Raw genomic sequence first — 21609 nt, 5'->3', positions numbered from 1 at the left:
GTCGCACCGCGCGCGTCACCCGCGCAGCAGCGGCCAGAGCCCGGAGGCCGGGACGGCCTCAGCGGCCGCGGCATGGCCGACGGCGTTCGGGTGCAGTCCGTCGTCCGTGAGACCGCTCGCCCACCGATCGGGGTCCGTGGGGGCGGCGAGCGCCCCGGCGAGGTCGACGACACCCACCAGCGGGGCGGGCACGGAACGGATCCACGCGTTGACCCGCGCGCGGACCTCACGGCCCGCGTCCGGGATCTGACCGGCCACGCTCCGCCAGCCATCGCGGGAGAACGTCACGGGAGGCAGCGTGCACGCCACCACCTCCGCGCCAAGATCCACCAGCTCGCGCCAGTGCGCGGTGAGCATCGCCTGCATGTCCGCCAGCTCGGGCCCGCCGCCCTGCAGGTCGTTGGTGCCCAACGCCGCGACGGCCAGATCCGGCCGTACCCACTGCAGCAGCACCTCACGGCGCCGTCGGGACGCCGCCGTGAGCGCACCGCGGGCGGTGGCACCGCTCACGGCGAGGTTGACCACGGGGACGCGGCCGTCGAGAGCGCGGCGCACCCACCCCAGGTGGCACGCCGTCCCGCGTCGGTCGCCGAAGCCGACAGCGTTGGAGTCCCCCGTCACCAGCACCGTCGCAGGAGAGCCCTGCCCCGGCGTCGGCGCTCCGGCGGCCGCGAGGAGCTGCCACGGGCCGTAGCCGTAGGCGGTCGACGGAGCTGTGCTCGCCGCAGGCGGGGGTGGGCCCGCCACCGCGGCCTCGCCGTCGTCCGCGTTCGTCTGCGGGCCCAGGGGGATACGGCCGGCGGCTGTCGCCGAGACGGTGGTGCGACTGGTGAGGTGACCAGCCTCCGGGAGGTCGACGGGCACGGGGTCGGAGATGACGGCCCCGCCAGGCTCGATCCGCACCCAGTGGTCCCCGGCGAACGTCACGGCCGTGCAGGTGCCCCGGACATCGATCTCGGCCGAGACCGTGATCACGTTCGGACCGGGCCGATCCTGGCCGAGGTCGTTGTACCAGTTCCCGTACACGACCCGCACCGCGGTGACGCGACGCTGCACCTGGTGGCGCAGCGTCGTCGTCATCGTCATGGCGGCGGTGAGGTTGTCGGGCTCACGCACGCGCACGGGCAGGTGCACGTTCGTCCCCACCGGCACCAGCGCACCGTCGTCGACGCTCACCGGCCTTATCTCACCCCTTCAGGCCGCCGGCGAAGCCGTGGATGATGTGACGCTGGAGGAAGAAGTAGACGACGAGGACGGGCAGGGCGGCGATCACCATGCCGGCGAAGATCAGCCCCCACTCGCTGGCGAACTCGCCCTGGAAGGAGAACACGGCTACCGGGAGCGTGCGGTTCTCGGTACCGGCCAGGTAGAGCAGCGGTGTCAGGAAGTCGTTCCAGGTGTTGATCGTGTTGACGATGATGACGGTGCCGGTGACCGGGCGCAGCAGCGGCAGCACCACCCGGAAGAAGGTCTGCCACCAGCCGGCGCCGTCGATCTTCGCCGCCTCCTCGTAGGTGGGCGACTGGGTCTTGAGGAACCCCGCGTACAGGAACACGGTCATCGGCATCAACGAGCCGACGTAGAAGATGATCAGCGAGGCATGCGTCTGCAGGAGGCCGGCGTCACGCATCAGCAGGTACAGCGGCACCATGCCGAGCTGGCCGGGGATCATCAAGCCCAGCAGGAAGAGCATGAGTTTTGGGCCGCTGGTGCGGCGGCTGCCCCGCACGATGGCGTAGGCGGCCATGGCTCCCACCAGCACCGCCACGGTGATGCTCACGGAAGTGATCAGGACGCTGTTGACCATGGCCCGCCCGATGTCCGCGGACGCCCAGGCCGTCGTGTAGTTGCCGGTGAAGAACGACTGCGGGGGCGCCACGGTCGACGCGGCGATCTCCGTCGTCGTCTTGAACGACATCGACACCATGATGTACAGCGGGAAGAGGTACGCCACGGTCACCGGGACCATGACGAGCTCGAGCAGGGGCCGCCCGTACCCGTGGCGGAGCCGCCGCCGCGAGGCGGGGCGCCCCGGTGGTGCGGTGACGACGGCGGTGGTCGCCGTCCGGCTGGCTGTGGTGCTCATGCCTCGACCTCTCCCCGACGGGTGACGGACATCTGCAGGAAGACGATGAACGCCACGATCATCGTCAGGACCAGGGCGATCGCCGAGCCGTAGCCGTACTCGCCGTAGACGAAGGCCTCGCGGTACATGATCAGCGACAGCGTCTGCGTGGACACCCCCGGCCCGCCGCCGGTCATGACGAAGACCTGGTCGAAGAGCTTGAGGGACGAGGTCATCGTCAGGGCCGTGGCGATCGTCGTCGCCTGCCCGAGGAGGGGGCGCGTGACGGACCAGAAGCGACGGAGGGTGCCGGCGCCGTCGAGCGCGGCGGCCTCGTACAGCTCCTCCGGGATGCCCTGCAGTCCGGCGAGGAAGATGACCATCGACATGCCGACGTGGTGCCAGATGACGCTGGCGATGATGGCCCACAGCGCGATCGAGGAGTCGCCGAGCCAGCTCTGGACCGCTCCCTCTAGGCCCAGCGCACCGAGCGCGGTGTCGAGCGGCCCCCCCGGGGTGTAGATGTACTGCCAGAGCAGGCCGACAATGACGGGCGGCATCATCATCGGCGCGAAGAAGAGCGTGCGGAGCAGGTTCCGGCCACGGATGGCGGAGTTCAGCGCCAGGGCCAACAGCAGCCCGAGCGCCGACTGCACGACCGTGAGCGTGACAGCGATGAGAAGGGTGTTGCGCAGGGAGGCGATGGCGGCCTGGTCGGCAAGCAGGTCGCGGAAGTTCTCCAGCCCGGTCCAGCTCGCGTCCGTGCCCCCCTTCCAGTCCGTGAAGGCATACATCCCCCCCGCGACCGAGGGGTAGAGCACGACGACGGCGTAGAACGCCAGCGCGGGCAACAAGAACCACTGGGGCACGAGCCGGTGGCGGTTGCGCCGCCGCCGGAGACCCGCCCCGGAGGGGGCCTGCCGAGCAGCAGACCCCCTCACGGCGACGGCGGTGCTCACGACATGCTCTCCTGATAGGCCGCGTCGAGCGCCGCCAGCAGGTCGTCGACCGACTTGGAGCCCTCCACGGCCTGCTGGCCGACCTCCATCAGCGCCGTGGCGACCTCACCGCCGGGCCAGACGTGGTTGGCGAACGGGGTCGTGCGCCCCTCGGAGAGGAACGGCTGGACCGTCTGGTTCAGGCTGTTGTCGATCGGCTCGGCGTTCGTCAGTGCCGGGATGGCCCCGACCTCGTCGGCCCAGGCGGCGGTGCGCTCCGGCTCGGCGATGTAGTCGAGGAAGGCCAGGGCGGCGTCGGGGTTCTTGGCGTCCGCGTTGACCACGAGGTAGTCCGGCGTGAAGGGGATGTGGGTGTCGGCGGCGTTCTCCGTGGCCGGGACGGCGAAGACGCCCATCTGCTCCTCCCCGCCGGCCATGAAGCCGGCGAGGACCGGCGAGGCGGCGGACGGCATCACGACGATGGCCGCCTCACCGCTCCCCACCGCCTGCATCGCGGGGTCGCCCGGCATGCCCAGCGGATCCGGCGTGGTGTAGCCGTCCTCGATGAGGCCGAGGAACACCTCGAAGGTCTCACGCCAGCCCTCGGACTCGGCGAAGGAGGTCTCGCCCGCCTCGAGCCGCTCGTAGAAGTCCGGCTCCTGACCGTTGACCAGCGTCGCCGAGAGCGCGTACGGGAGGAACTGGATGATGTAGTTGTCGGCGAGCCCCAGGGCCAGCGGCACCTTTCCGGCCGCCTTGAGCTGGTCGAGCACGTCGACGAACTCCGGCCACGTGGCGGGCGGCTCGACACCGACCTCCTCGAAGACCTCCTTGTTGTAGAACGCCAGGATGGCCTGCCCGTAGGTCGGGAACGCATACGTCGCCCCGTCCATCTGCTGCAGCGGCGCGAACGACTCCGGGACGTACTGGGCCCAGTCCTGGCCGGAGAGGTCCATCAGCGCACCCTCCTGGGCGAGCGTCAGCACCGCCGATGGCGAGGCCGTCCCCGGGGCCGCCCGGAAGAGGTCCGGGGCGGTCCCGGAGGTGATCTGGATGCGCAGCTGCTCACCCAGGGCCCCTGCCTCCGCGTAGGTACCTTCGACGGTCACCCCCGTCTCGGCCTCGAAGTCGTCGATGAACAGCTTCGGACCGACGTCGCTGGTGGTGGCGAGCGCGAGTGATCCGCCGAGCTCGCCGCCGGACCCTCCCGCCGTGGCCGCGTCGTCCTGTTCGTCGCCGCTGCTGCCTGAGCACGCGGCCATGAGGGTCACTGCCAGGGCCGCGCCGGTCATGGCGACGGCGCGACGTCGGGCTGGTGCACGCATCTTTGGTCCTCGGATCTCTCGTCGTTGAGGTTGGGGAAGCAGGAGGTTCGCGAGATTTGGCCGGTGCACGCAGTCAACGACTAAAGGGCTTTAGTTGTCAAGGTCACCGGCGGGTCGTTACCGTTCCGTGCCCCCGACCGGGGCGCAGGTGCCGTCAGGGCCTCGGTGCCGGCCCGGTGCTCTGGCGCACGACGAGCCGTGTCGTGGTGCCCTGGACGGCCCGGCGCGGTCCCGAGGCGATGACCGCGAGCAGCTCTTCGGCCGCCAGTCGGCCGTAACCGGCGATGTCGCGCTGCAGGGAGGTCAGTGTGGGCGTCAGCAGTGTGGCGCTCGGGCCGTCGTCCCACGCGAGCACGGAGACGTCCCCGGGCACCGAGACGCCGGCCCGGGCCAGCGCCCCGGTGAGATGGACCGCGAACTCGAGGTCCTCCACGATGACCGCGGTCAGGGGGTCGTCGCCGGTGGTCGCGAGCTGGCGGATCGTCTCCGCGCCGCGCTCGTCCGGGTCGAGCGTCTCGGCGTGCGCGTGCATCCCGGCCGCGACCGCCGCCGCCCGGAAGGCGCGTTCGCGGATGGCGTAGTGCAGCAGGTGGGGATCGCCGCCGATGCGTCCGACGTGCCGGTGACCGAGCTCGGCAAGGTGGGCGACCGCCAGCTGCGCGGCGGCCTCGTCGTCCGTCCACACGCAACTCAGGGCCGAGAGGCCGCGGGTGTCACCCACGACCACGGCGGGCAGCCCCGTGCGCTCGAGCTCCGCCAGCCGCGGGTCGTCGACCTCGGGGTTGATGACCAGCACGCCGTCGACCCGGCGCTCGCCGAGCCACTGCTCATACAGGACCGTCTCGTCCGACAGGTCGGCAACGGTGTGCAGGATGAGCAGCACGCCGTGCCTCGCGATCTCGGCCTGGACGCCGGCGAGGAAGTGGCCGCCGAAGCTCGCCGACCACAGCGGCTGGTCCGGCGCCCGCACGGTCACGACGCCGATCGCCCCGGCGCGCGAGGTGGACAGGGCGTGCGCGGCGTAGTTGGGCCGCCAGTTCGCCTGTCGAGCCACCTCGAGGATGCGCTCCCGGGTCTCGGGAGAGATGCCGGGCCGGCCGTTGAGCGCGAAGGAGACCGCGGAGGGGGAGACCTTCGCACGTGCGGCGATGTCCGCGATCGTCAGGCGCCGCGCCGGGGCCTCACCGTCGGGCGCGCCGGTGCGGCCGGTGGGGAGTGTTGCCATGGAGGGCAGACTAACCGTCGCCACCGACCCGTCGGGCCGACCGTCGCACTCGTCCGCTAAAGCGCTTTACAAACGTCCAGCTCCCGGTTAGCGTCTCGCCCGTGGGCACCGGTTTGCGGGGTCTGGCCGGCTTCCGAACTTCCCCACATCCTGCGGAGCACTACGTGAACACCTCATCCCCGGGCGTCCCGGGGGCCCCCGCCCTGCGTCTGGACCTGGGCGGGACGTGGACCTGCCGCGCCGTCGCTGGCCCGGTCCCCGCGCCCCTTGCGGAGAAGCTGTCCGCCGGCTTCCCCGGCACCGTGCCCGGGGTCGTCCACACCGACCTCCTGGCCGCCGGGCTCATCCCCGACCCGTACGACGGCGAGAACGAGAAGTTGCTGACCTGGATCGGCCGCACCGACTGGGAATACACCCGCACCTTCGAGTGGCAGCCGGACGGTCACGACCGCCACGAGCTCGTCGCCGAGGGCCTGGACACGGTGGCGACCGTGTGGCTGAACGGGCAGGAGGTGGCGCGCACGGCGAACCACCACCGCTCCTACCGGTTCGACGTCCACGAGCTGCTGCGCGAGGGCACCAACGACCTCCGCGTCGTGCTGACCGCGGCTCTGAACGACGCGGAGCGCCGGGAGGCCGTGCTCGGCGCCCGGCCACACTCCAACCCGCACCCGTTCAACTCCCTGCGCAAGCCGGCCTACTCGTTCGGGTGGGACTGGGGCCCCGAGCTGGTCACCGCCGGCATCTGGCGTCCCATGACGCTCGAGTCCCGCTCCACCGCCCGGCTCGCCGCCGTACGTCCGCTGACCAGGTGGGACGCCGCCGACGGCGCGGGCCTGGACCTCCAGTTCACGGTCGAGCACGGCGGGCCTGGGCACACCGTGAGTGTCGACGTCGCCGGCCTCGCCTCCGCGGTCACGAGCGTCACGGACACCGCGCGCCTCGCCCTCTCGGTCCCGGCGGCGCAACCGTGGTGGCCCCGTAGTCACGGGGACCAGCCGCTCTACCCCACCACCGTCACCCTCCGGGACGCCTCGGGAACCCCCGTGGACACCTGGACCGGCAGGCTCGGGTTCCGCACCGTCACCCTCGACACCAGCCCGGACGCGGAGGGTAACCGCTTCACGATCAGCGTCAACGACCGCCCCGTGTACGTGCGGGGCGCGAACTGGATTCCCGCCGACACCTTCCTGCCGCGCATCGACCGTCGTTCGCTCGCCGCCGCGTTGACCGACGCCACCGAGGCCAACATGAACCTTGTGCGCGTCTGGGGCGGAGGCATCTACGAGTCGGAGGACTTCTACGACCTGTGCGACGAGCACGGGCTGCTGGTCTGGCAGGACTTCGCCCTCGCGTGCGCCGCCTACTCCGAAGCACCCGAGCTCGCCAACGAGATCGAGGCCGAGGCACGAGAGGCCATCACCCGGCTCTGTGCCCACCCCTCGCTCGCCCTGTGGAACGGCGGCAACGAGAACATCTGGGGCTGGGCCTCCTGGGGATGGCGTGAGAAGCTCGCCGGGGCCAGCTGGGGCGAGGGCTACTACACCGACCTGTTCCCCGCGCTGGTCTCCGAGCTCGCTCCCGGCACCCCTTACGTTGAGGGCAGCCCGTTCTCCTTCGACCGGTACCTCCACCCCAACGAGGCCGCCAGCGGAACCATGCACATCTGGGACGTGTGGAACACCGCGGACTACGCCACCTACCGACAGCACAGGCCCCGCTTCGTCTCCGAATTCGGCTTCCAGGGACCACCCGCGTTCGCCACCCTCGAGTCAGTGGTGCACGACGAGCCCCGTTCCCCCCACGGCCGGCAGATGCTGGTCCACCAGAAAGCCGAGGACGGCAACGGCAAGCTCGAGCGCGGCCTGGGCGACCACCTGCCCGTCCCCTCCGGCTACGTCGACTGGCACTGGGCCACGCAGCTGAACCAGGCACGGGCAATCCGCTTCGGCATCGAGCACTTCCGCTCCCTCGCCCCCTTCAACACCGGAGCCGTCGTCTGGCAGCTCAACGACTGCTGGCCCGTGGTCTCCTGGTCCGCCGTCGACGGACACGGCGTGCGCAAGCCGCTCTGGTACGCGCTGCGCGCCGTGCTCACCGACCGGCTGCCCACGATCCAGCCCCGCGACGACCGCCCGGCACTCGTACTGCACAACGACTCCGACAAGGCCTGGACCACCACCGCCACCGTCAGGCGCACCGACGTCGGCGGCACCGAGCTGGCTTCGGAGGTGCTCGCCGTCGACGTTCCGGCGCGGGGCTCGGCCACGCTCGCGCTCCCGGCGCGGGTCGTCGAGCCTGCCGACCGGCGTGCGGAACTGGTCGTGGCCGACCTGGGCACCGGCGAACGGGCCGTGTGGTACTTCGTTGAGGACCCCCACCTCGCCCTCGACCGTGACGCGCCGGAGGCGCGCGCCACGGCGTGCGCCGACGGTTACCTCGTCACCGTGCGGGCGCGCAGCCTCGTCAAGGACCTCACCCTGCTGGTGGATCATGCGGATCCGCGGGCCCGCGTGGACCGCGCACTCGTGACCCTCCTCGCCGGGGAGAGCGCCACATTCCACGTGAGCTCCGCCGCCCGCCTCGATCCAGCGGTGCTGACATCACCTCCTGTGCTGCGCACGGCCAACGACCTGGTCAACCGCGGAGCGGAGGAACCGGAGAAGTTGTCCCTGCTAGGCAGCGTCCCCGACGCTGCTGGACCGCTGGGTGACAGGCAGTTGGCGCCGGCCAGGGCGGCGACGGGTGGACCGGAGGCATGAGCGCCGTGCGACCGCCCCTGCGGCGGACGAACCTCGAGGTCTCGCTCAAACCGTTCGACGCGTTCGACCAGGCCACCCTCACCGCCACCGTGCGCCGGATCTTCGACCAGTGGCGCACCCTGCTGGACGCCGCGGAGGAGTGCTCGGTGCTGCTGTGGATCTCGGACGGCAGCGAGATTCTCGACTGGGCCGGCGACCTCGACGACACGCTGGAATGGGCGCGTTTCATCGGCTTCAGCAACACCGACGCACAGCCGTACGGCGAGACCAAGGATCCCGAGCGCGTCGCCGTTCCGTACCGCGAGGGCACAGCGCCGATCACCTACCGCGACCTGGGCAGGCTGGTGGCCACGGTCAAGGCCGTCGGCGCGGAACACGGTCGCCCCACCCGCGTGGGCGCAACCTTCGACCCCGGCCCCGAGTTCGCGCCGTCGGACTTCAAGTTCGCCCGCCACCCCGAGGTGGTCGCCCGAGGCGAGGACGTCGGGATCGGCCCGATCATCGCCATGGTCCGCCACTTCTCCACCCTGCACGGGGACGACCGCCCCTACGCCGCGTTCCCCGACGGGATCCCGCAGGGCACGAGCTTCGGGGAGTTCCTCGGACGGCAGGCGCAGGACTATCTCACCGCCCTCGGGTTCGACTACCTCTGGCTGTCCAACGGCTTCGGCTTCAGCTCCTACGCCTGGTCCGAGCTCGGCGAGTCCTTCGACGGCGTGCGCTTCCGCAGCGAGCGCACCGCCGAGCTGCGCGAGCGTGCCCTCGGCTTCTGGCGGGACCTCTCGGCGCACCTGACGTTCCCGGTGCAGGTGCGCGGGACCAACCACACCGCCGGCATCGACATCGGCGCAGACTCGGTGCCCGCGCTGGAGGTGTACGAGGGCGGCCACCTGGAATCCCCGCCGCCGAACTCCCCCTGGGGCCCGCTCAACGAGGACTTCGGCATCGAGATGTCGGGCTACATGTCCCGGGTGGCGCTGCTGCCCGCCGGCGCCGAGGGCTACCGGTTCCGCTTCTACGCGAACGACCCGTGGTTCTGGCAGCAGCCGTGGTGGGACTTCTACCACCGCGAGCCCTTCGACATCTACCTCCCGCTGGCGGTGGCACGCGTGCGTCCGGACGGCACCGTCCAGCCGCCCACCGAGGTCAACGTCCTATCCGTCGACACCGCGCGCGGCGTCCTGGACGAGAGGTGCGGCCGGGAGGTCGGCATCCACGTGACGACGGCGCTGGAGTCCGCCCCCGACGCGCCCGGACCGCTCGTGTGGGTCTACCCGTTCCGGGAGTACCACGAGGCGATGGCGGCAGACCCCACGACCATCGACGGTCCCCACTTCGAGGACTGGTACCTGACCTCGACGATCAATGCCGGGCTGCCCCTGAACACCGTGCTCGCCACCGACGACCTCGGCCCCGCGCTCGCGTCCGGCGCACTCGCGGGCCGCATCCTCGTGGTCCCCGCGGGCGCACTGACGGACGACGTCGCCGCTCACCTGGGCGCGCACGCCGAGGCCGGCGGCACCGTCCTCATCTACGGTTCCCTCGCCCGGACGGGCGCAGCCGGTCGCGACCTGGTCGGTCTCGCCGTCGCCAGGACGGGGCTCGACGGTGATCTCGAGCTCCACACCGAACTCCCCGGCGACTCCGCGCCCGGGGGCGGCCTGCCGAGCACGCTGCGTCATGTCGCGCACCTCTCGGCGGGCCCGGTCACCGAGGTGGTGCGCGGGACGGACGACGGGGCGCCGAGGCCGGCGGCGGCCGGCCCGGCGGGTGTGGCCCGCGTCCTGGCCACCGTCTCCCGCGACGGCACCGAGCGGGTGTTCGCCTCCGTCCGGCCGGCGGGCGAGGGCTCGGTGCTCTGGGTGCGGGGTTCCTCGCCCTTCGCCTACGCCGAGCCGGACGCGCGTGGCGTTCGGGCCCACGTCCCGCACGACCGCATCCGGCTCGCCGACGCGGGCGCGCTCGCCCGGGACCTTCTCGCCGTCGCCGGCCTGCACGTCTCGCACGAGCTGCGCACCGCGGGCTCGGGCCGCGCCGTCCACGCGATCCACCGCCACGACGGCGCCTACTGGTTCAGCGGGTACCTGCCCGACACCACCACCCGGATCCGCCTCGCCATGCCGGAGGGGGCCCCGCTGTTGCAGCACACCGAGTGCTGGTACGACGGCGGCGCGGCCGTGTACCAGCTGCCGAAGTCGTTCCACCTTGAGTGCCGTGTGCTCGTCCGGCAGGCCACCGCGGGGTTGCTGCGGTGCCGCGAGGTCGCACCGTTCCCCATGCACATGAGCCGCGGCACCCGCGTCAGTGGTCTCGTCGACGCCGCCGTCACGCTGCTCCTTCCTCCGTCTCGCGGCGAGGTGCGCCTGGACGTCGACGGCGTCCCGGTGGTGCCGGCCGCGGACCCGGCCGGGCACGCCGTCGTCCTGGAGCACGTGACCGGAACCCTGACCGTGATGTGGGAGGAGCGGTGACGGGCCAACGCATCACGGACGTGAAGGTCCGCAGCGTCCCGTTCTCCACGGACACCTGGCTGGACGAGTCGCGGATCTCCACCCCGATGGCGCCCTACCCGGTGTTCGCCGAGCGCCGGTCGAGCTGGCGCGGGCCGGGCGGCGACCTGGTGTGGCTCTACCTCGGCACGGACGACCCCGCCGTCTTCGGCATCGGGCAGACCCGCGGCGGCCGGGTGGTCGAGGCGGTCCTCGACCACCTGGTGCCGCTCCTGCAGCACGTGGATACCGGCGCCCCGGCCGACGTCGCCGAGCAGCTGCGCAGGGCGGCGGAGCCGTACGCGGCCGGCGGTGCCGCCGCCATGGCCGTCTCCGCCGTCGAGCTCGCCTTGTGGGACCTGGCCGCCCGCGACCTCGGGGCCCCCTTGTGCCGGCTGCTCGGGGGACGGCCCGGGCCGCTGCCGTACTACGTCACCGCCGCCCATCCGTCCGCACTGGACGACGTGGACGACGATCTGCTCGCCGGAGCCGGGTACGTCAAGGTCCCCATGGCGTATGGCCCGGCGGACGGTCCGGCACGCCGGGACGACAACGTCGAACGCCTGCGCGCCGTCCGCCGCCGGGTGCCCCCGCACGTGCCGCTGGCGGTGGACTGCTTCATGTCCTGGGACGTGCCGTACGCGGTGCGGTTCGCGGCCGCGACGGCAGACCTGGACCTGGGCTGGATCGAGGAACCGTTGCCGGCCCACGACCTGGCGGGGCTGACCGAGCTCCGAGCCCGCCTGTCACCGGTGCTGGTCGCCGCAGGGGAGCACGCCTTCGGCCTCGACCACGGGCTACGCCTGCTGGACGGCCGGTGCGTCGATGTCCTGCAGGTCGACGTCACCTGGTGCGGCGGCCTCGGCGTCGCCCGCACGCTGGGAGTTCTCGCCGCGCACCGCGGCGTCACGTTCGCACCGCACAACGCCGCGATGCACCCCTGGGCGCTACACCTCCTCTCCGCCCTCGGACCCGGCGTCCTCGCGGAGGTCCTCGTCGGCGCCGGCACGCCCGCCGCGGTGCCCGAGGTCGCCGACGCCCCGGGCGCCGGCACGGACCGGCGGGCGGCGGGCTTCGGATGAGCGTGCGGATCCTTCTCGTCGGTGCCGGCTGGTGGGCGACGGCGCACCACCTGCCCGCGCTGGAGGCGCACCCGGACGCGGTGGTCGCCGCGGTGTGCGACCCGGTGGCCGAGCGTGCCGCCGCGGTGGCCGACCGCACCGGGGCCGCGGTCCACCCCACCCTCGCCGGTGCGCTCGACGCGGGAGACTACGACGCCGCGCTGATCGCCACCCCGTCGGCCGCCCACCACGGCGCCGCGGCCGCCACCCTCGACGCCGGCCTGCACACCCTCGTCGAGAAGCCGCTGACCCTCACGGCTGCCTCCGCGGCTGACCTTCTCGCCCGCGCACGCCGTGCCAGCGTCCACCTCACCGTCGGCAACACCTATCAGCACGCCCCCGCCGCCCTGCTCGCCCGCCGGGCGGTGCGCGAGGACATCGGCCGGCTCCTCCAGGTCACCGTCGAGTTCGGCTCCCGCGCCGGGGAGCTCTACGCCGCCGCCGAGCGTGGCGAGGCCGCCACGGCACGGGGCCAGCACCCGGCCGCCTACACGGCCGCCAACGGCGGCGGCCAGGCCCACACCCAGCTGACCCACGCCCTCGGCATGCTGTGCTGGGTCACCGGCCGCCAGGTCACCACCGTTGCGGCGTTCACCGAGCACCACGGGCTCGCGGTGGACGTGGACGACGTCGCCGCGCTCCGCCTCGAGGGCGGCGCCACCGCGGTGGCCGTCTCCACCGGTGCCGTCCCGGAACCGCTGCCGCTGCGTCAGCATCTGCGGTACCAGGGCACCGACGGCGTCGTCGAGCAGGACCTCTACCGCGCCCGCACCGTCCTGCACCGCCCCGACGGCAGCCACGTGGTCCGTGAACCGGGCCAGCACGAAGCCGCCTACGACGCCGCCGCCCCGGCCCGCGCCTTCGTCGACCTCGTCCTGGGACGCGGCGACAACCTCGGCGGCGCCACGGAGGCCGCCGCGGCCGTCGCCGCGACCGAGGCGCTGCTCCGCGCCGCCCGCACCGGAGCCGTCGTCGGAGTGGAGCCCCTCCCCGCGGCGGACGTACCGGGCGCCTGCCCGGGTGCCGGCGGACCGGCGGGGGAGGCGCCGTGATCGTCGACGCCCACGCCCACGCCTGGGAGCGCTGGCCCTACGAGGCCGGCGTGCCGGCCACCCGCGGCGACGTCGCCGCGCTGCTGCACGAGATGGACGCCGCCGGGGTGGACCGCGCGCTCGTCGTGTGCGCCACCGTGGGCGGGACCGACCCGGCCACGGCCAACCCCGACAACAACACCTACGTCGCCCGCGCCGCGACCGCCCACCCCGACCGGCTCGACGTCCTCGCCGACGTCGACTCCCGGTGGACCCCGACGTACCACACCCCCGGCGCGGCCGACCGGCTCGAGCGGACGGTGGGCCTCACCGACGCCGTGGGCGTGAGCCACTACCTCGCCGACGACGTCGACGGCTGGTTCTCCGCCGACGAGGGGCGCGAGTTCCTCGCCCGGGCCGCCGACCTGGGAGCCCTCCTCAGCATCCACGCGACCCCGCCGTGGTTCGGTCCGCTCGCCGCGGCCCTGCGCGAGGTGCCCGACCTCCGGGTCCTCCTCCACCACCAGGGGCACGTCACCCCCGGCTCGCCCACCTACGGCGCGGACCTCGCGGCGCTGGCGGACCTGGCCCAGCGTCCGGGCGTTTACGTGAAGGTCTCCGGCTTCCACTACCTCGCCGCCGGGCGCGAGGCGTACCCCTACCCGGGCACCCACCGTGTGCTCCGCGCGCTGATCGGCTCCTTCGGGTCGGCGCGCCTGCTGTGGGGATCGGACTTCCCCGTCGCGCGCCGGCACCTGACCTATGGGCAGTCCCTGCAAATCCTCGACCACGCCGGGCTGCGCCCCGCCGAACGGGCCGACGTCCTCGGCCGCACCGCCGCCCGCCTGCTCGCCGGCGCCCGGCGCCACCCCACGCGTGTCACCGCCCGGTGACGCCACTCGGCGCCGCGCGCGCCCCAACCCCAGGAGAGACATGAAACTCATGCGCGTCGGCCAATTGGGTGCCGAGCGGCCGGTGGCCGAGGACGACGGGGTCACGTACGACCTGCTGCCTCTGACGGCGGAGATCGACGGGGCGTTCCTCGCCGACGGCGGGATCGGGAGGGTCCGCAGGGCGCTGGCCGACGGCGACCTCGAGCCGGTCGACGTCACGGGGGAGCGGGTCGGGGCCCCCGTCGCCCGCCCGCACGCCGTGTGGTGCATCGGCATGAACTACGCCGCGCACGCCGCCGAGTCGGGGTCAGCCCCGCCCGAGGTGCCTGTGCTCTTCTTCAAGACACCCAACACCGTGGTGGGCCCGCACGACGACGTCCTCATACCCCGCGGATCCACCCGAACGGACTGGGAGGTCGAGCTCGCCGTCGTCGTCGGGAGGCGAGCGCGGTACCTCGACTCGCCCGCCGACGCGGCCGCCCACATCGCCGGGTACACCATCTCCAACGACGTCTCCGAGCGCGAGCTGCAGCTCGAGGTCTCGGGCGGCCAGTGGTCCAAGGGCAAGTGCGCGGAGACGTTCAACCCCCTCGGTCCGGCACTCGTCCCGGCGGAGGAGCTCGACCCCGCCAGTCTGCGCCTGACGTCGTCCGTCAACGGCGAGCCGAGGCAGGACTCGACCACAGCGGACCTGATCTTCGACGTCCACCACCTGCTGTGGCACCTGAGCCAGGTGGCGGTCCTGGAGCCCGGGGACGTCATCAACACCGGCACCCCCCAGGGCGTGGCCCTTTCGGGCCGGTTCCCGTACCTGCGGGACGGCGACACCGTCGAGCTGAGCATCCAGGGCATCGGCACGCAGCGACAGCGGGTGAGGCAGGCATGAGCACGACGACGATCCCCACGACCATGCGCGCGCTGGTGCTCGAGGACTTCGGCAGCATGGCGCTCACCGAGCGCCCCGTGCCACGGACGGGCCCGGGGGAGGCGCTCGTCCGGGTGCTGGCAACCGGGATCTGCGGGTCGGACCTGCACGGGTACACCGGCGAGAACGGCCGCCGCGTCCCCGGGCAGGTGATGGGGCACGAGACGGTCGGGACGGTCGCCGCCGTCGGACCGGGCGTGGAGTCCCTCGCCGTGGGCGACACGGTGGTCCTCAACCCGACACTCTCGTGCGGCCGGTGCGCGAGCTGCGCCCGCGGCATGGGCCACATCTGCGCGGACCGTCGGGTGATCGGGGTGGACCCGACCATCCCAAGCGCGTTCGCCGACTACGTCCTCGCACCGGCCGAGAACCTCGTGCCCTTCGCCTCCGAGCCGCTGCACGGCGCTCTCGTCGAGCCGCTCGCTGTCGGATATCACGCTGCGGTGCGCGGGTCGGTTGGAGCCGACGATGACGTCCTCGTTATCGGTGGTGGCCCGATAGGACAGGCTGTGGTGCTCGCCTGTCGGCGGCTGGGCGCCCGCTCCATCCTCGTGAGCGAGCCTGACGCCGCCCGCCGCAAACTGCTCGAGCGGCTCGGCGCCGTGACGCTCGACCCGGCGCAGGTGAACCTGCCCACCCTGGCGCGCGAGCAGACCGGGGGGCTCGGGGTCACGGTGGCGGTGGACGCCGTCGGGGCCACGACTACTGTTCAGTCCGCAATCGACTCCACGGTCGCGGGCGGAACCTGCGTCCTCGTGGGCATGGCAAGCCCCCAGATCGAGCTGGCCGCGTACGCCTTATCGACCTTTGAGCGATCTGTCGTCGGCGCGTTCTGCTACCCCGCGGACGAGTTCACGCAAACTGCCCGGTGGGCGGCCGCGAACCCAGAAATGCTGGACCCGCTGATCTCACGCACGGTCACCGCCGAAGAGGCACCCGCCGTATTTGCCGCGATGGCGCTCGGGGACAACCCTCCAGGCAAGGTCCTTGTCAGTTTCGGATCGGTGTAAACACGGTGGTGGGCTACGAGATGGCGTAACGGCCGTAGGTAGATGTCCGATAACTGGCACGTCGTTAGTGAGAGCGCTCCGTCAGGTGTCGGCAGGCTTGTCACTCGCGAGTTCGCGCGACGTGTCGGAGAGGACGTCTGTGAGGGCGGCTGTCAGTCCCTCGAGGTCGGGGAGGTCCTGGCGCTGCTCGGGGGTGAGGGTGTCGTAGGTGGCGACTGCGAGGGGTGCGCTGGCGCTGGCGAGGGCGTAGCGGACGATCTGTTCGTCGCGGCTGGTGCACAGCAGGAGGCCGACGGTGGGCGCGTGGATGGTGTGGTCGCGGACCCGGTCGTTGACGACGGCGACGTAGGTGCCGAGCTGGCCGACGTAGGCGGGGGAGAAGCGGCCGATCTTGAGCTCAACCACGACGTAGCGCAGCTGGGTGACGTGGAAGAGGAGCAGGTCGACGACGAGCACGTCGTCGCCGACGTCGAGACGGACCTGCCGGCCGACGAACGCCATGCCGTGCCCGAAGGCGGTGAGGGTGCCCTGCAGGCGATCCATCAAGGCTTGTTCGAGGGCCCGCTCGCTCGCCCGGTCGGTCAGGTCGAGGTGGTCGAAGATGTAGGGGTCGCGGGTGAACTGCTGGGCGAGCTCGGAATCGGGTGCCGGCAGGTGGCTGCGGAAGTTCGACGGTGCCGCTCCTACCCGGGAGTGGAGGCGGTTCATGATCTGGTGCTCGAGGACGTTGCGGGACCACCCGTGCTCGACGGCCTGGCCGGCGTACCAGTCCCGCAGCACCGGCTCGTCGAGGCGGTCGAGCAGCACGGTGACGTGGCGCCAGGGGAGTTGTGCACCAAGCCGGTGCACAAAATGCCGGGTCCGGCCACGCCGCGGCGAACGCGCGCATGTACTGCAAGTTGCGCCGTGACCAGCCGCGCTGGTCGGGGAAGGCCTCGCGGAGGTCGCGCGCCAGGCGGTCGACGATCTTCGCGCCCCAGCCGGCCCGTTCCTGCCGCTGCAGGATGTCCCGACCGATCGACCAGTACAGCGCCAGCAGTTCGGTGTTCGCGGCCCGTGCGGCGCGCACCCGTGAGGTGCGTACCCGCTGCTTGAGCTCCTCGAGCAGCTCGTCGTACCCCTCGGGGACAGTGGCTTCGAGGTCCTGGCTTGGCACGCACGCCATACTGCCGTCTTGCTGGATTCGTCTGGGCAAGCGACACGGGCTCCTGCACGGCCATGCGAGCAGCCGCTCAGTTCCTCGTCCTGAGCATCCGGTCCGCCGTCCTGCGATCTGTCGATCGAGCCTGCATGTTATGTCGCGCCTGACGTCTTTGATAACCAAGAACGCGCGACTAACCGCAGATCTCGACGACCAGCGCTAGAGGAGAAGGGAGGCCCCTTCCAGGTGAGGCCCTTACCACTATGTGAGACGCTGGGTCTTACATGGACTGGTAGAGCCGGATATCAGTGAGGCGGGAGTAGCACTCAAGGGTGCCACCGAACCCGCGTTTGGGCGTTCAAGCGTGGGAGTATCCCTGCCATGAATAGGCCCGTTGACGACGCTCTCGGCGCCCCGGGCGAAGCCGACCGTACGGCGATCGACTGGAGACGGCTTGACCTCGATGGCGCGTTCGCCCTTGCTGCTGAGGCCGACGACGGCCGCGATGATGTGCCCGGTGTGCTCGCCCAGGCCAGGGATGGCGAAGCGTCGTTCGTCCTGGTTGCGGTGCCCGCCAGTCGGGAATGGGCAGTTACTCACCTGTTCTTCGCAAGCGGGGGAAAGCGTCGCCATATGAATCTGACCTCCCTGGTTTCCACCCTCGACCGGGAGGTCACCGAGGTCGGGTGTGCCTACGAGCACTCAGATCGGGGACCCAGGTACCACTACGCAGTCATCCGCCGGTCGGCGGTGGCAGAGATCAGGTGCCGCGTTGACGACGGCGCTTGGAGGTCCGTAACCAGGGGCGTAGACGGCTGGTTCGTGACCATCTCGACCGCACAGGACCCCGACAGCGCCTTGCAGCTCGAGGAGCTTGTCCAGGGAACCTGGCACCCACTGCCTTGAAACTCTCGCACCTGCTGCAACTCCCGTCAGTAGACTGGTAGAGCCGGATACTAAGGAGCCCGGAGTTCCTCGCTATTGGGGCCGGCGGCGCCACGGGCGCCAGTGTCGCCGTCGCGGTAGCGGCCGGATGAGGTCAACTCCCACTGCGGCAACAAGGGCTTCGAAGCCGTCGGGCGTCACGGTCGCGACGACAGAGGTGCCCTCGTCGGCGATATCAAGGATTGGGTCCCAATCTGCCGATGAGCGCAGTACATGGGCGTCGTGAGCTCGGCCTGCCAAAACCTCAAATGCTGACCAGACTTCATCGTCGGTCGCGAGCTCTGGAATAGCCGTGTAATGCGCCTCAGACGATCTTGGGATGCCTGCACGTCGCCGAAGAGTGTTAGCCGCCTCGATCTCCGCCTGACTCCAGTCAGCGGATTCCGGAATGTCCAGCCCGACCTGGACCGCATCCGTGCGCATCGTCCGCAAAAGCGCTGGCCAGCCTGGGGTTCCTGGTTTCACGTCGATGACGAACGACTCTCGTGAACCACGCGTGAGCTCGTCAGGCGCGCGTCTCCGGCAGAGCTCGGTGCGGCCCGCATGTTCCGCTTCGTAGATGCATTCCCCGCAGCTTCCATCGACAGCAGCGTCATAGGACGCGCCAAGGTGCTCGGCCCACGGGTGCCGGCAGTCGCCGCACAACTCCAGTTTCCGCGATTTCTTCATCAGTGTGCTCTGCCCCTGCATCAGATCCCGACCAACCCGCTACCTGAGTGTGCCGTATCGAAGATTAAGCAAGAGAGCGACCGGTGATCTTTGGCGTTCAGCGACGGGTGGCGATGTAGCGGCCGTAGGTGTTCGCGGCTGCGACGGCGTGGCGTTCGAGGGTGGCCTGGTGGTAGCCGAGGATCTCGGCGAGGACCGGGGTCGGGCTTGTCTTGACAAGGTCGGCGAGGGTGCCGAGGCGTGCGGCTCTGGTGGAGCAGACGGTCTTGAGTCGTTGTCGCAGGTGCGCGGCGCTGAGGTGGCGGCCGGGGGAGTGGCCTCTGAAGATCCACGGGCTGTGGGGGTGCGCGGCGGTGCGGCCGTGCCCTGGGTCGGCGAGGAGCTGGCGCAGCGGCTCGTCGAGCGGCGACGGAAGATCGATGGGCGCTTCGCCGAGGGTGATGGTGGCCAGGTCGTCGGTGACGGTCGCGTCGTCCCAGGTGAGGCGGACGACGTCCTCGACCTGCTGGCCCAGGACGAGGATGAGGATGGCGGCGAGGCGGTCCCTCGCGGTGAGGTCGTCGTGGTGAACGACGGCCTGGACGGCCGCGGTCTGCTCGACGGAGGGGAGTTTGTCGGCGGTGCCGCGGCGGTGGGGCTGCATGCGCAGGTCCGGCTCGACGAGGTGGGCCTTGATGGCCCAGGAGAGGAAGCGGCTGGCGAGCTCGCGGGTGGTGGGTCCGCCGGCCTGCCAGGCGTCGAGGTCGGCCTGGGTGAGCTGGTCGAGGGTGGTGCCGTGGGCGGTGAGCCAGGTTAGGAAGTCGATGGTGACGGTGGTGGTCTGCTTCGAGCGCAGGAAGGTGCCCTGGGTGACCGTGCCCGGCGCGGAGTTCATGCGGCGGATGAGGTGCCAGCGGGCGAATCGGCGGGCGATGTCGCGGTGCTCGCCGTCGGGGAGCCGGTCGAGCGCCTGGTCGCTCCAGGTGGTGAACCGGGCCAGGAGCTCGTCGCGGCGGGGTAGTGCGCCGTGCTCGACGAGGAGGCCGCGGACGTAGTCCCGGGTGCGCGAGGCGGGGAGCTGGTCGAGGGCCTCGTGGGTGATGGCGGGGGCGACGGCGAGGTGCTGGAGGAACTCGGTGACGTGAGGTTGCCGGACCCAGGTCAGCCCGCTGTTGGCGCGTTCCATCGACTTCAGGGCCGTCACCATCGGCACGAGCTCGGGAGAGACGGTGCCGGTGGCGGGGTTGGTCAGCAACCGGTCGACGGTCGCCGCGAGGACGCAGGTCCAGCAGCGGCCGCCGTCGTAGAGCTCGTCCTCCGCCCCGCAGGTTTGGCAGTCGACGTTGAGCCGGACGCCGGAGCACGGCCGGCAGGCGGGTTGTCCGTCGACGATGCCGGGCAGGACGCCGGTGTGGCCGCAGGCGCAGGTGCCGCGGGTGCGTTTGGCGCGTTGGTAGCAGTAGCCGCAGACGGCGCCGTCGGGCCAGCGAGCGGCGACCTGGTAGTGCTCACCGCAGCGGCCGCACGCCTCGGGGAACGTATCCGGGTCGCTGGCCTTGCGGGGTCTAGCCATCGTGGTCCGTCGGGACGACCCGGATCCGGCGCGCGATGGGTTGCCCGGGCTTGACGCCGATGTCCTCGGGCCGGCGCGGGGCGTTCGCGGTGGCGGCGCCCCGCATCTCGACGACGGGTTCGAACAGGTCGCTGGGGGTGCACTCGAGGATGTCGCACAGCGCGGCGAAGGTGCGGGCCGGGATGCGCTCGGGGGTGCCGGTGACCAGCCGGTAGACCTGGCTCTCGGAGAGGTTGATGCCGCGGGACTGCAGCAGGGGGAGGAGCTCGGTGCTCTTCCACAGGTTGCGCTGGGCCATCAGGGTGCGCAGGTGCCACCGGTAGCCGATGCGACGCTGCTCAGGCATCGGGGTCCTCCTTCGGGTTGGCGATCCGGCGGGCGATCATCTGCTGCACGGCCCGCTGCTTGAAGTCGGCCGAGACCGAGGTGTACAGCCCGGTGGTCGAGGCGTGGGAGTGGCCGACCTGGGTCTGGATGAACGCCGGGTCGTAGCCGGCCTCGACGAGGTGGGTGACGTAGGAGTGGCGCAGGCAGTGCAGCCCGAGCTCCTTGGGCAGCCCGACCTCCTCGCGGAGCCGGGAGAACGCATCACCCAGGCTGCCCAGGCGGACCCGGTCACCGCGTTCGGAGGGCCACAGCGCCGAGGAGCGATCAGCGGTGGGGAAGCGGCCCCGGCCCTCGGGTCCGGTCCAGAACTGCAGCAGGGGCACGACCCAGTCGAACTCCGGCACGGTCAGCACGGTGCGCCGACGGGGGCCCGATCCGGCGGTGCCCTTGGCCCAGCGGATCTGGACGGCACCGAACTGGCCGAAGTCGCTCACGTGCGGGTTGGGCCCGAAGTCGTGCAGGTCGAGCATCGTCAGCTCGCGGCGCCGCAGGCCGTAGGCGTAGCAGACCTTGAAGGCGATCGAGTCCCGCAGCGCGGGCAGCCACCGTTTGCTGCCGGCGGCGTGCTCACGGTCGACGAGGTCGTCGACATGGTCGAACAGGCGCTGCAGCTCGGCCCTGGTGAAGGCGCGCCGGCCCGGCGGGACGGCGTCCTCGGCGGTGTGCCGCGGGGTGTTCCACTCGAAGCTGATCTGCGACGGGACGTCGCCGAACGTCTGTTCGCAGAAGGGTGCCCAGCCGTACACCGGCTGGGTGAGGTAGGTGCAGAACGCCGCCACCGCGTTGGCGTCCGCGCGCAGCGTCGTCAGGCTGATCGGCCGGTCGCCGGAGCGTCGCTCGGCGAGGAAGTCCTCGAGATCCGCCGGGTGCCACTGCCACGGGAAGGTGCCGGCGAAGCGCTGGAACCGCTCGAGGACGCCGCAGCGGCCCTTGATCGTGTGCGTCGTCAGTCCGCGGGCCAGCATCTGGGTGCGCCAGCCGGCGAGCATCGCCTCGAACACGCGCTCGTCCGCGCGGAACAGACCCACGCTGGCGTCGCTGAGAACCGCTGGAACCCTGCCCGGGACGGCGTCCACGCGCTCTCCACTTCATCGCGGAATCGTGCATCTAATGCAGGAAACCTATGGCCAC

17 protein-coding genes and 1 pseudogene are annotated in these 21609 nt (G+C 71.5%); 8 read left to right on the top strand and 10 right to left on the bottom strand.

Going from position 1 to position 21609, the window contains the following annotated elements:
* Window positions 1-15: 15 nt before the first annotated feature.
* The 5 genes from ABD774_RS17590 to ABD774_RS17570 form a co-directional block, all read right to left on the bottom strand.
* Window positions 16-1176 (bottom strand): SGNH/GDSL hydrolase family protein, encoded by a 1161-nt coding sequence (locus ABD774_RS17590; RefSeq protein WP_345044059.1) that lies wholly within the window; start codon window positions 1174-1176, stop codon window positions 16-18.
* Between the two features lie 10 nt (window positions 1177-1186).
* A complete protein-coding gene (locus ABD774_RS17585) occupies window positions 1187-2086 on the bottom strand; it encodes a carbohydrate ABC transporter permease (RefSeq protein WP_345044057.1) in 900 nt (299 codons plus the stop codon).
* The gene (locus ABD774_RS17580; protein ID WP_345044054.1) at window positions 2083-3024 is read right to left on the bottom strand and encodes a carbohydrate ABC transporter permease; all 942 of its coding nucleotides are present in this window, start codon (window positions 3022-3024) and stop codon (window positions 2083-2085) included. The genes ABD774_RS17585 and ABD774_RS17580 overlap by 4 nt, the downstream gene beginning before the upstream one ends.
* Complete coding sequence (locus ABD774_RS17575) at window positions 3021-4328, bottom strand: ABC transporter substrate-binding protein (protein WP_345044052.1); 1308 nt, start codon at window positions 4326-4328, stop codon at window positions 3021-3023. Before ABD774_RS17575 ends, ABD774_RS17580 begins: the two co-directional genes overlap by 4 nt.
* 154 nt (window positions 4329-4482) lie before the next feature.
* Window positions 4483-5553 (bottom strand): LacI family DNA-binding transcriptional regulator, encoded by a 1071-nt coding sequence (locus ABD774_RS17570; protein ID WP_345044049.1) that lies wholly within the window; start codon window positions 5551-5553, stop codon window positions 4483-4485.
* Window positions 5554-5717: 164 nt separating this feature from the next.
* Between ABD774_RS17570 and ABD774_RS17565 the strand changes: the two genes are divergently transcribed.
* Genes ABD774_RS17565 through ABD774_RS17535 form a run of 7 tightly spaced genes read left to right on the top strand, consistent with a single transcriptional unit; the run spans window position 5718 to window position 15784 of the window.
* Window positions 5718-8315 (top strand): glycoside hydrolase family 2 protein, encoded by a 2598-nt coding sequence (locus tag ABD774_RS17565; protein ID WP_345044047.1) that lies wholly within the window; start codon window positions 5718-5720, stop codon window positions 8313-8315.
* Window positions 8312-10786, top strand: coding sequence for a hypothetical protein (locus ABD774_RS17560; protein WP_345044044.1), 2475 nt, complete (start codon window positions 8312-8314; stop codon window positions 10784-10786). Before ABD774_RS17565 ends, ABD774_RS17560 begins: the two co-directional genes overlap by 4 nt.
* Window positions 10783-11886 (top strand): enolase C-terminal domain-like protein, encoded by a 1104-nt coding sequence (locus ABD774_RS17555; RefSeq protein WP_345044042.1) that lies wholly within the window; start codon window positions 10783-10785, stop codon window positions 11884-11886. The genes ABD774_RS17560 and ABD774_RS17555 overlap by 4 nt, the downstream gene beginning before the upstream one ends.
* Entirely contained in the window at window positions 11883-12977 is a 1095-nt protein-coding gene (locus ABD774_RS17550; protein WP_345044040.1) for a Gfo/Idh/MocA family protein, read from the top strand. Before ABD774_RS17555 ends, ABD774_RS17550 begins: the two co-directional genes overlap by 4 nt.
* Window positions 12974-13849 (top strand): amidohydrolase family protein, encoded by an 876-nt coding sequence (locus tag ABD774_RS17545; RefSeq protein ID WP_345044037.1) that lies wholly within the window; start codon window positions 12974-12976, stop codon window positions 13847-13849. Before ABD774_RS17550 ends, ABD774_RS17545 begins: the two co-directional genes overlap by 4 nt.
* Before the next feature lie 40 nt (window positions 13850-13889).
* Window positions 13890-14735, top strand: a complete 846-nt coding sequence (locus ABD774_RS17540; RefSeq protein WP_345044035.1) for a fumarylacetoacetate hydrolase family protein — start codon at window positions 13890-13892, stop codon at window positions 14733-14735.
* On the top strand, window positions 14732-15784 hold the full coding sequence (locus tag ABD774_RS17535; protein ID WP_345044032.1) for a zinc-dependent alcohol dehydrogenase: 1053 nt from the start codon (window positions 14732-14734) through the stop codon (window positions 15782-15784). The genes ABD774_RS17540 and ABD774_RS17535 overlap by 4 nt, the downstream gene beginning before the upstream one ends.
* Window positions 15785-15865: 81 nt before the next feature.
* On the opposite strand, the gene ABD774_RS17530 is transcribed toward ABD774_RS17535, so the two are convergent.
* Window positions 15866-16591 carry a PDDEXK nuclease domain-containing protein gene (locus ABD774_RS17530; RefSeq protein WP_345044030.1) on the bottom strand — a complete coding sequence of 242 codons (726 nt, stop codon included), beginning with the start codon at window positions 16589-16591 and terminating at the stop codon, window positions 15866-15868.
* Window positions 16592-16697: 106 nt separating this feature from the next.
* A pseudogene (locus ABD774_RS17525) lies at window positions 16698-16949 on the bottom strand (DUF1016 N-terminal domain-containing protein); the annotation flags it as partial.
* 357 nt (window positions 16950-17306) lie between these two features.
* Here ABD774_RS17525 and ABD774_RS17520 point away from each other — a divergent pair.
* Window positions 17307-17831, top strand: coding sequence for a hypothetical protein (locus ABD774_RS17520; protein WP_345044027.1), 525 nt, complete (start codon window positions 17307-17309; stop codon window positions 17829-17831).
* Window positions 17832-18636: 805 nt separating this feature from the next.
* Here ABD774_RS17520 and ABD774_RS17515 read toward each other — a convergent pair.
* From ABD774_RS17515 to ABD774_RS17505, 3 genes are read right to left on the bottom strand one after another with little or no spacing between them, the layout of a single operon-like run.
* Window positions 18637-20091 (bottom strand): Fis family transcriptional regulator, encoded by a 1455-nt coding sequence (locus ABD774_RS17515; protein WP_345044024.1) that lies wholly within the window; start codon window positions 20089-20091, stop codon window positions 18637-18639.
* The gene (locus ABD774_RS17510; protein WP_345044022.1) at window positions 20084-20437 is read right to left on the bottom strand and encodes a helix-turn-helix domain-containing protein; all 354 of its coding nucleotides are present in this window, start codon (window positions 20435-20437) and stop codon (window positions 20084-20086) included. Before ABD774_RS17510 ends, ABD774_RS17515 begins: the two co-directional genes overlap by 8 nt.
* A complete protein-coding gene (locus tag ABD774_RS17505) occupies window positions 20430-21554 on the bottom strand; it encodes a tyrosine-type recombinase/integrase (RefSeq protein ID WP_345044019.1) in 1125 nt (374 codons plus the stop codon). Before ABD774_RS17505 ends, ABD774_RS17510 begins: the two co-directional genes overlap by 8 nt.
* Between the last annotated feature and the right edge of the window lie 55 nt (window positions 21555-21609).

Origin of the sequence: Georgenia daeguensis (assembly GCF_039537705.1) — a bacterium.
GTDB classification, from domain to species: domain Bacteria; phylum Actinomycetota; class Actinomycetes; order Actinomycetales; family Actinomycetaceae; genus Georgenia; species Georgenia daeguensis.
The sequence above is the reverse complement of the archived record's forward strand: the minus strand, read 5'-3'. Positions and strand labels throughout refer to the sequence as shown.

Coding starts and splice junctions, on each gene's coding strand:
- ABD774_RS17585 (WP_345044057.1), bottom strand. CDS start 2,086: ATGAGCACCACAGCCAGCCGGACGGCGACCACCGCCGTCGTCACCGCA.
- ABD774_RS17575 (WP_345044052.1), bottom strand. CDS start 4,328: ATGCGTGCACCAGCCCGACGTCGCGCCGTCGCCATGACCGGCGCGGCC.
- ABD774_RS17570 (WP_345044049.1), bottom strand. CDS start 5,553: ATGGCAACACTCCCCACCGGCCGCACCGGCGCGCCCGACGGTGAGGCC.
- ABD774_RS17560 (WP_345044044.1), top strand. CDS start 8,312: ATGAGCGCCGTGCGACCGCCCCTGCGGCGGACGAACCTCGAGGTCTCG.
- ABD774_RS17550 (WP_345044040.1), top strand. CDS start 11,883: ATGAGCGTGCGGATCCTTCTCGTCGGTGCCGGCTGGTGGGCGACGGCG.
- ABD774_RS17540 (WP_345044035.1), top strand. CDS start 13,890: ATGAAACTCATGCGCGTCGGCCAATTGGGTGCCGAGCGGCCGGTGGCC.
- ABD774_RS17535 (WP_345044032.1), top strand. CDS start 14,732: ATGAGCACGACGACGATCCCCACGACCATGCGCGCGCTGGTGCTCGAG.
- ABD774_RS17520 (WP_345044027.1), top strand. CDS start 17,307: ATGAATAGGCCCGTTGACGACGCTCTCGGCGCCCCGGGCGAAGCCGAC.
- ABD774_RS17515 (WP_345044024.1), bottom strand. CDS start 20,091: ATGGCTAGACCCCGCAAGGCCAGCGACCCGGATACGTTCCCCGAGGCG.
- ABD774_RS17510 (WP_345044022.1), bottom strand. CDS start 20,437: ATGCCTGAGCAGCGTCGCATCGGCTACCGGTGGCACCTGCGCACCCTG.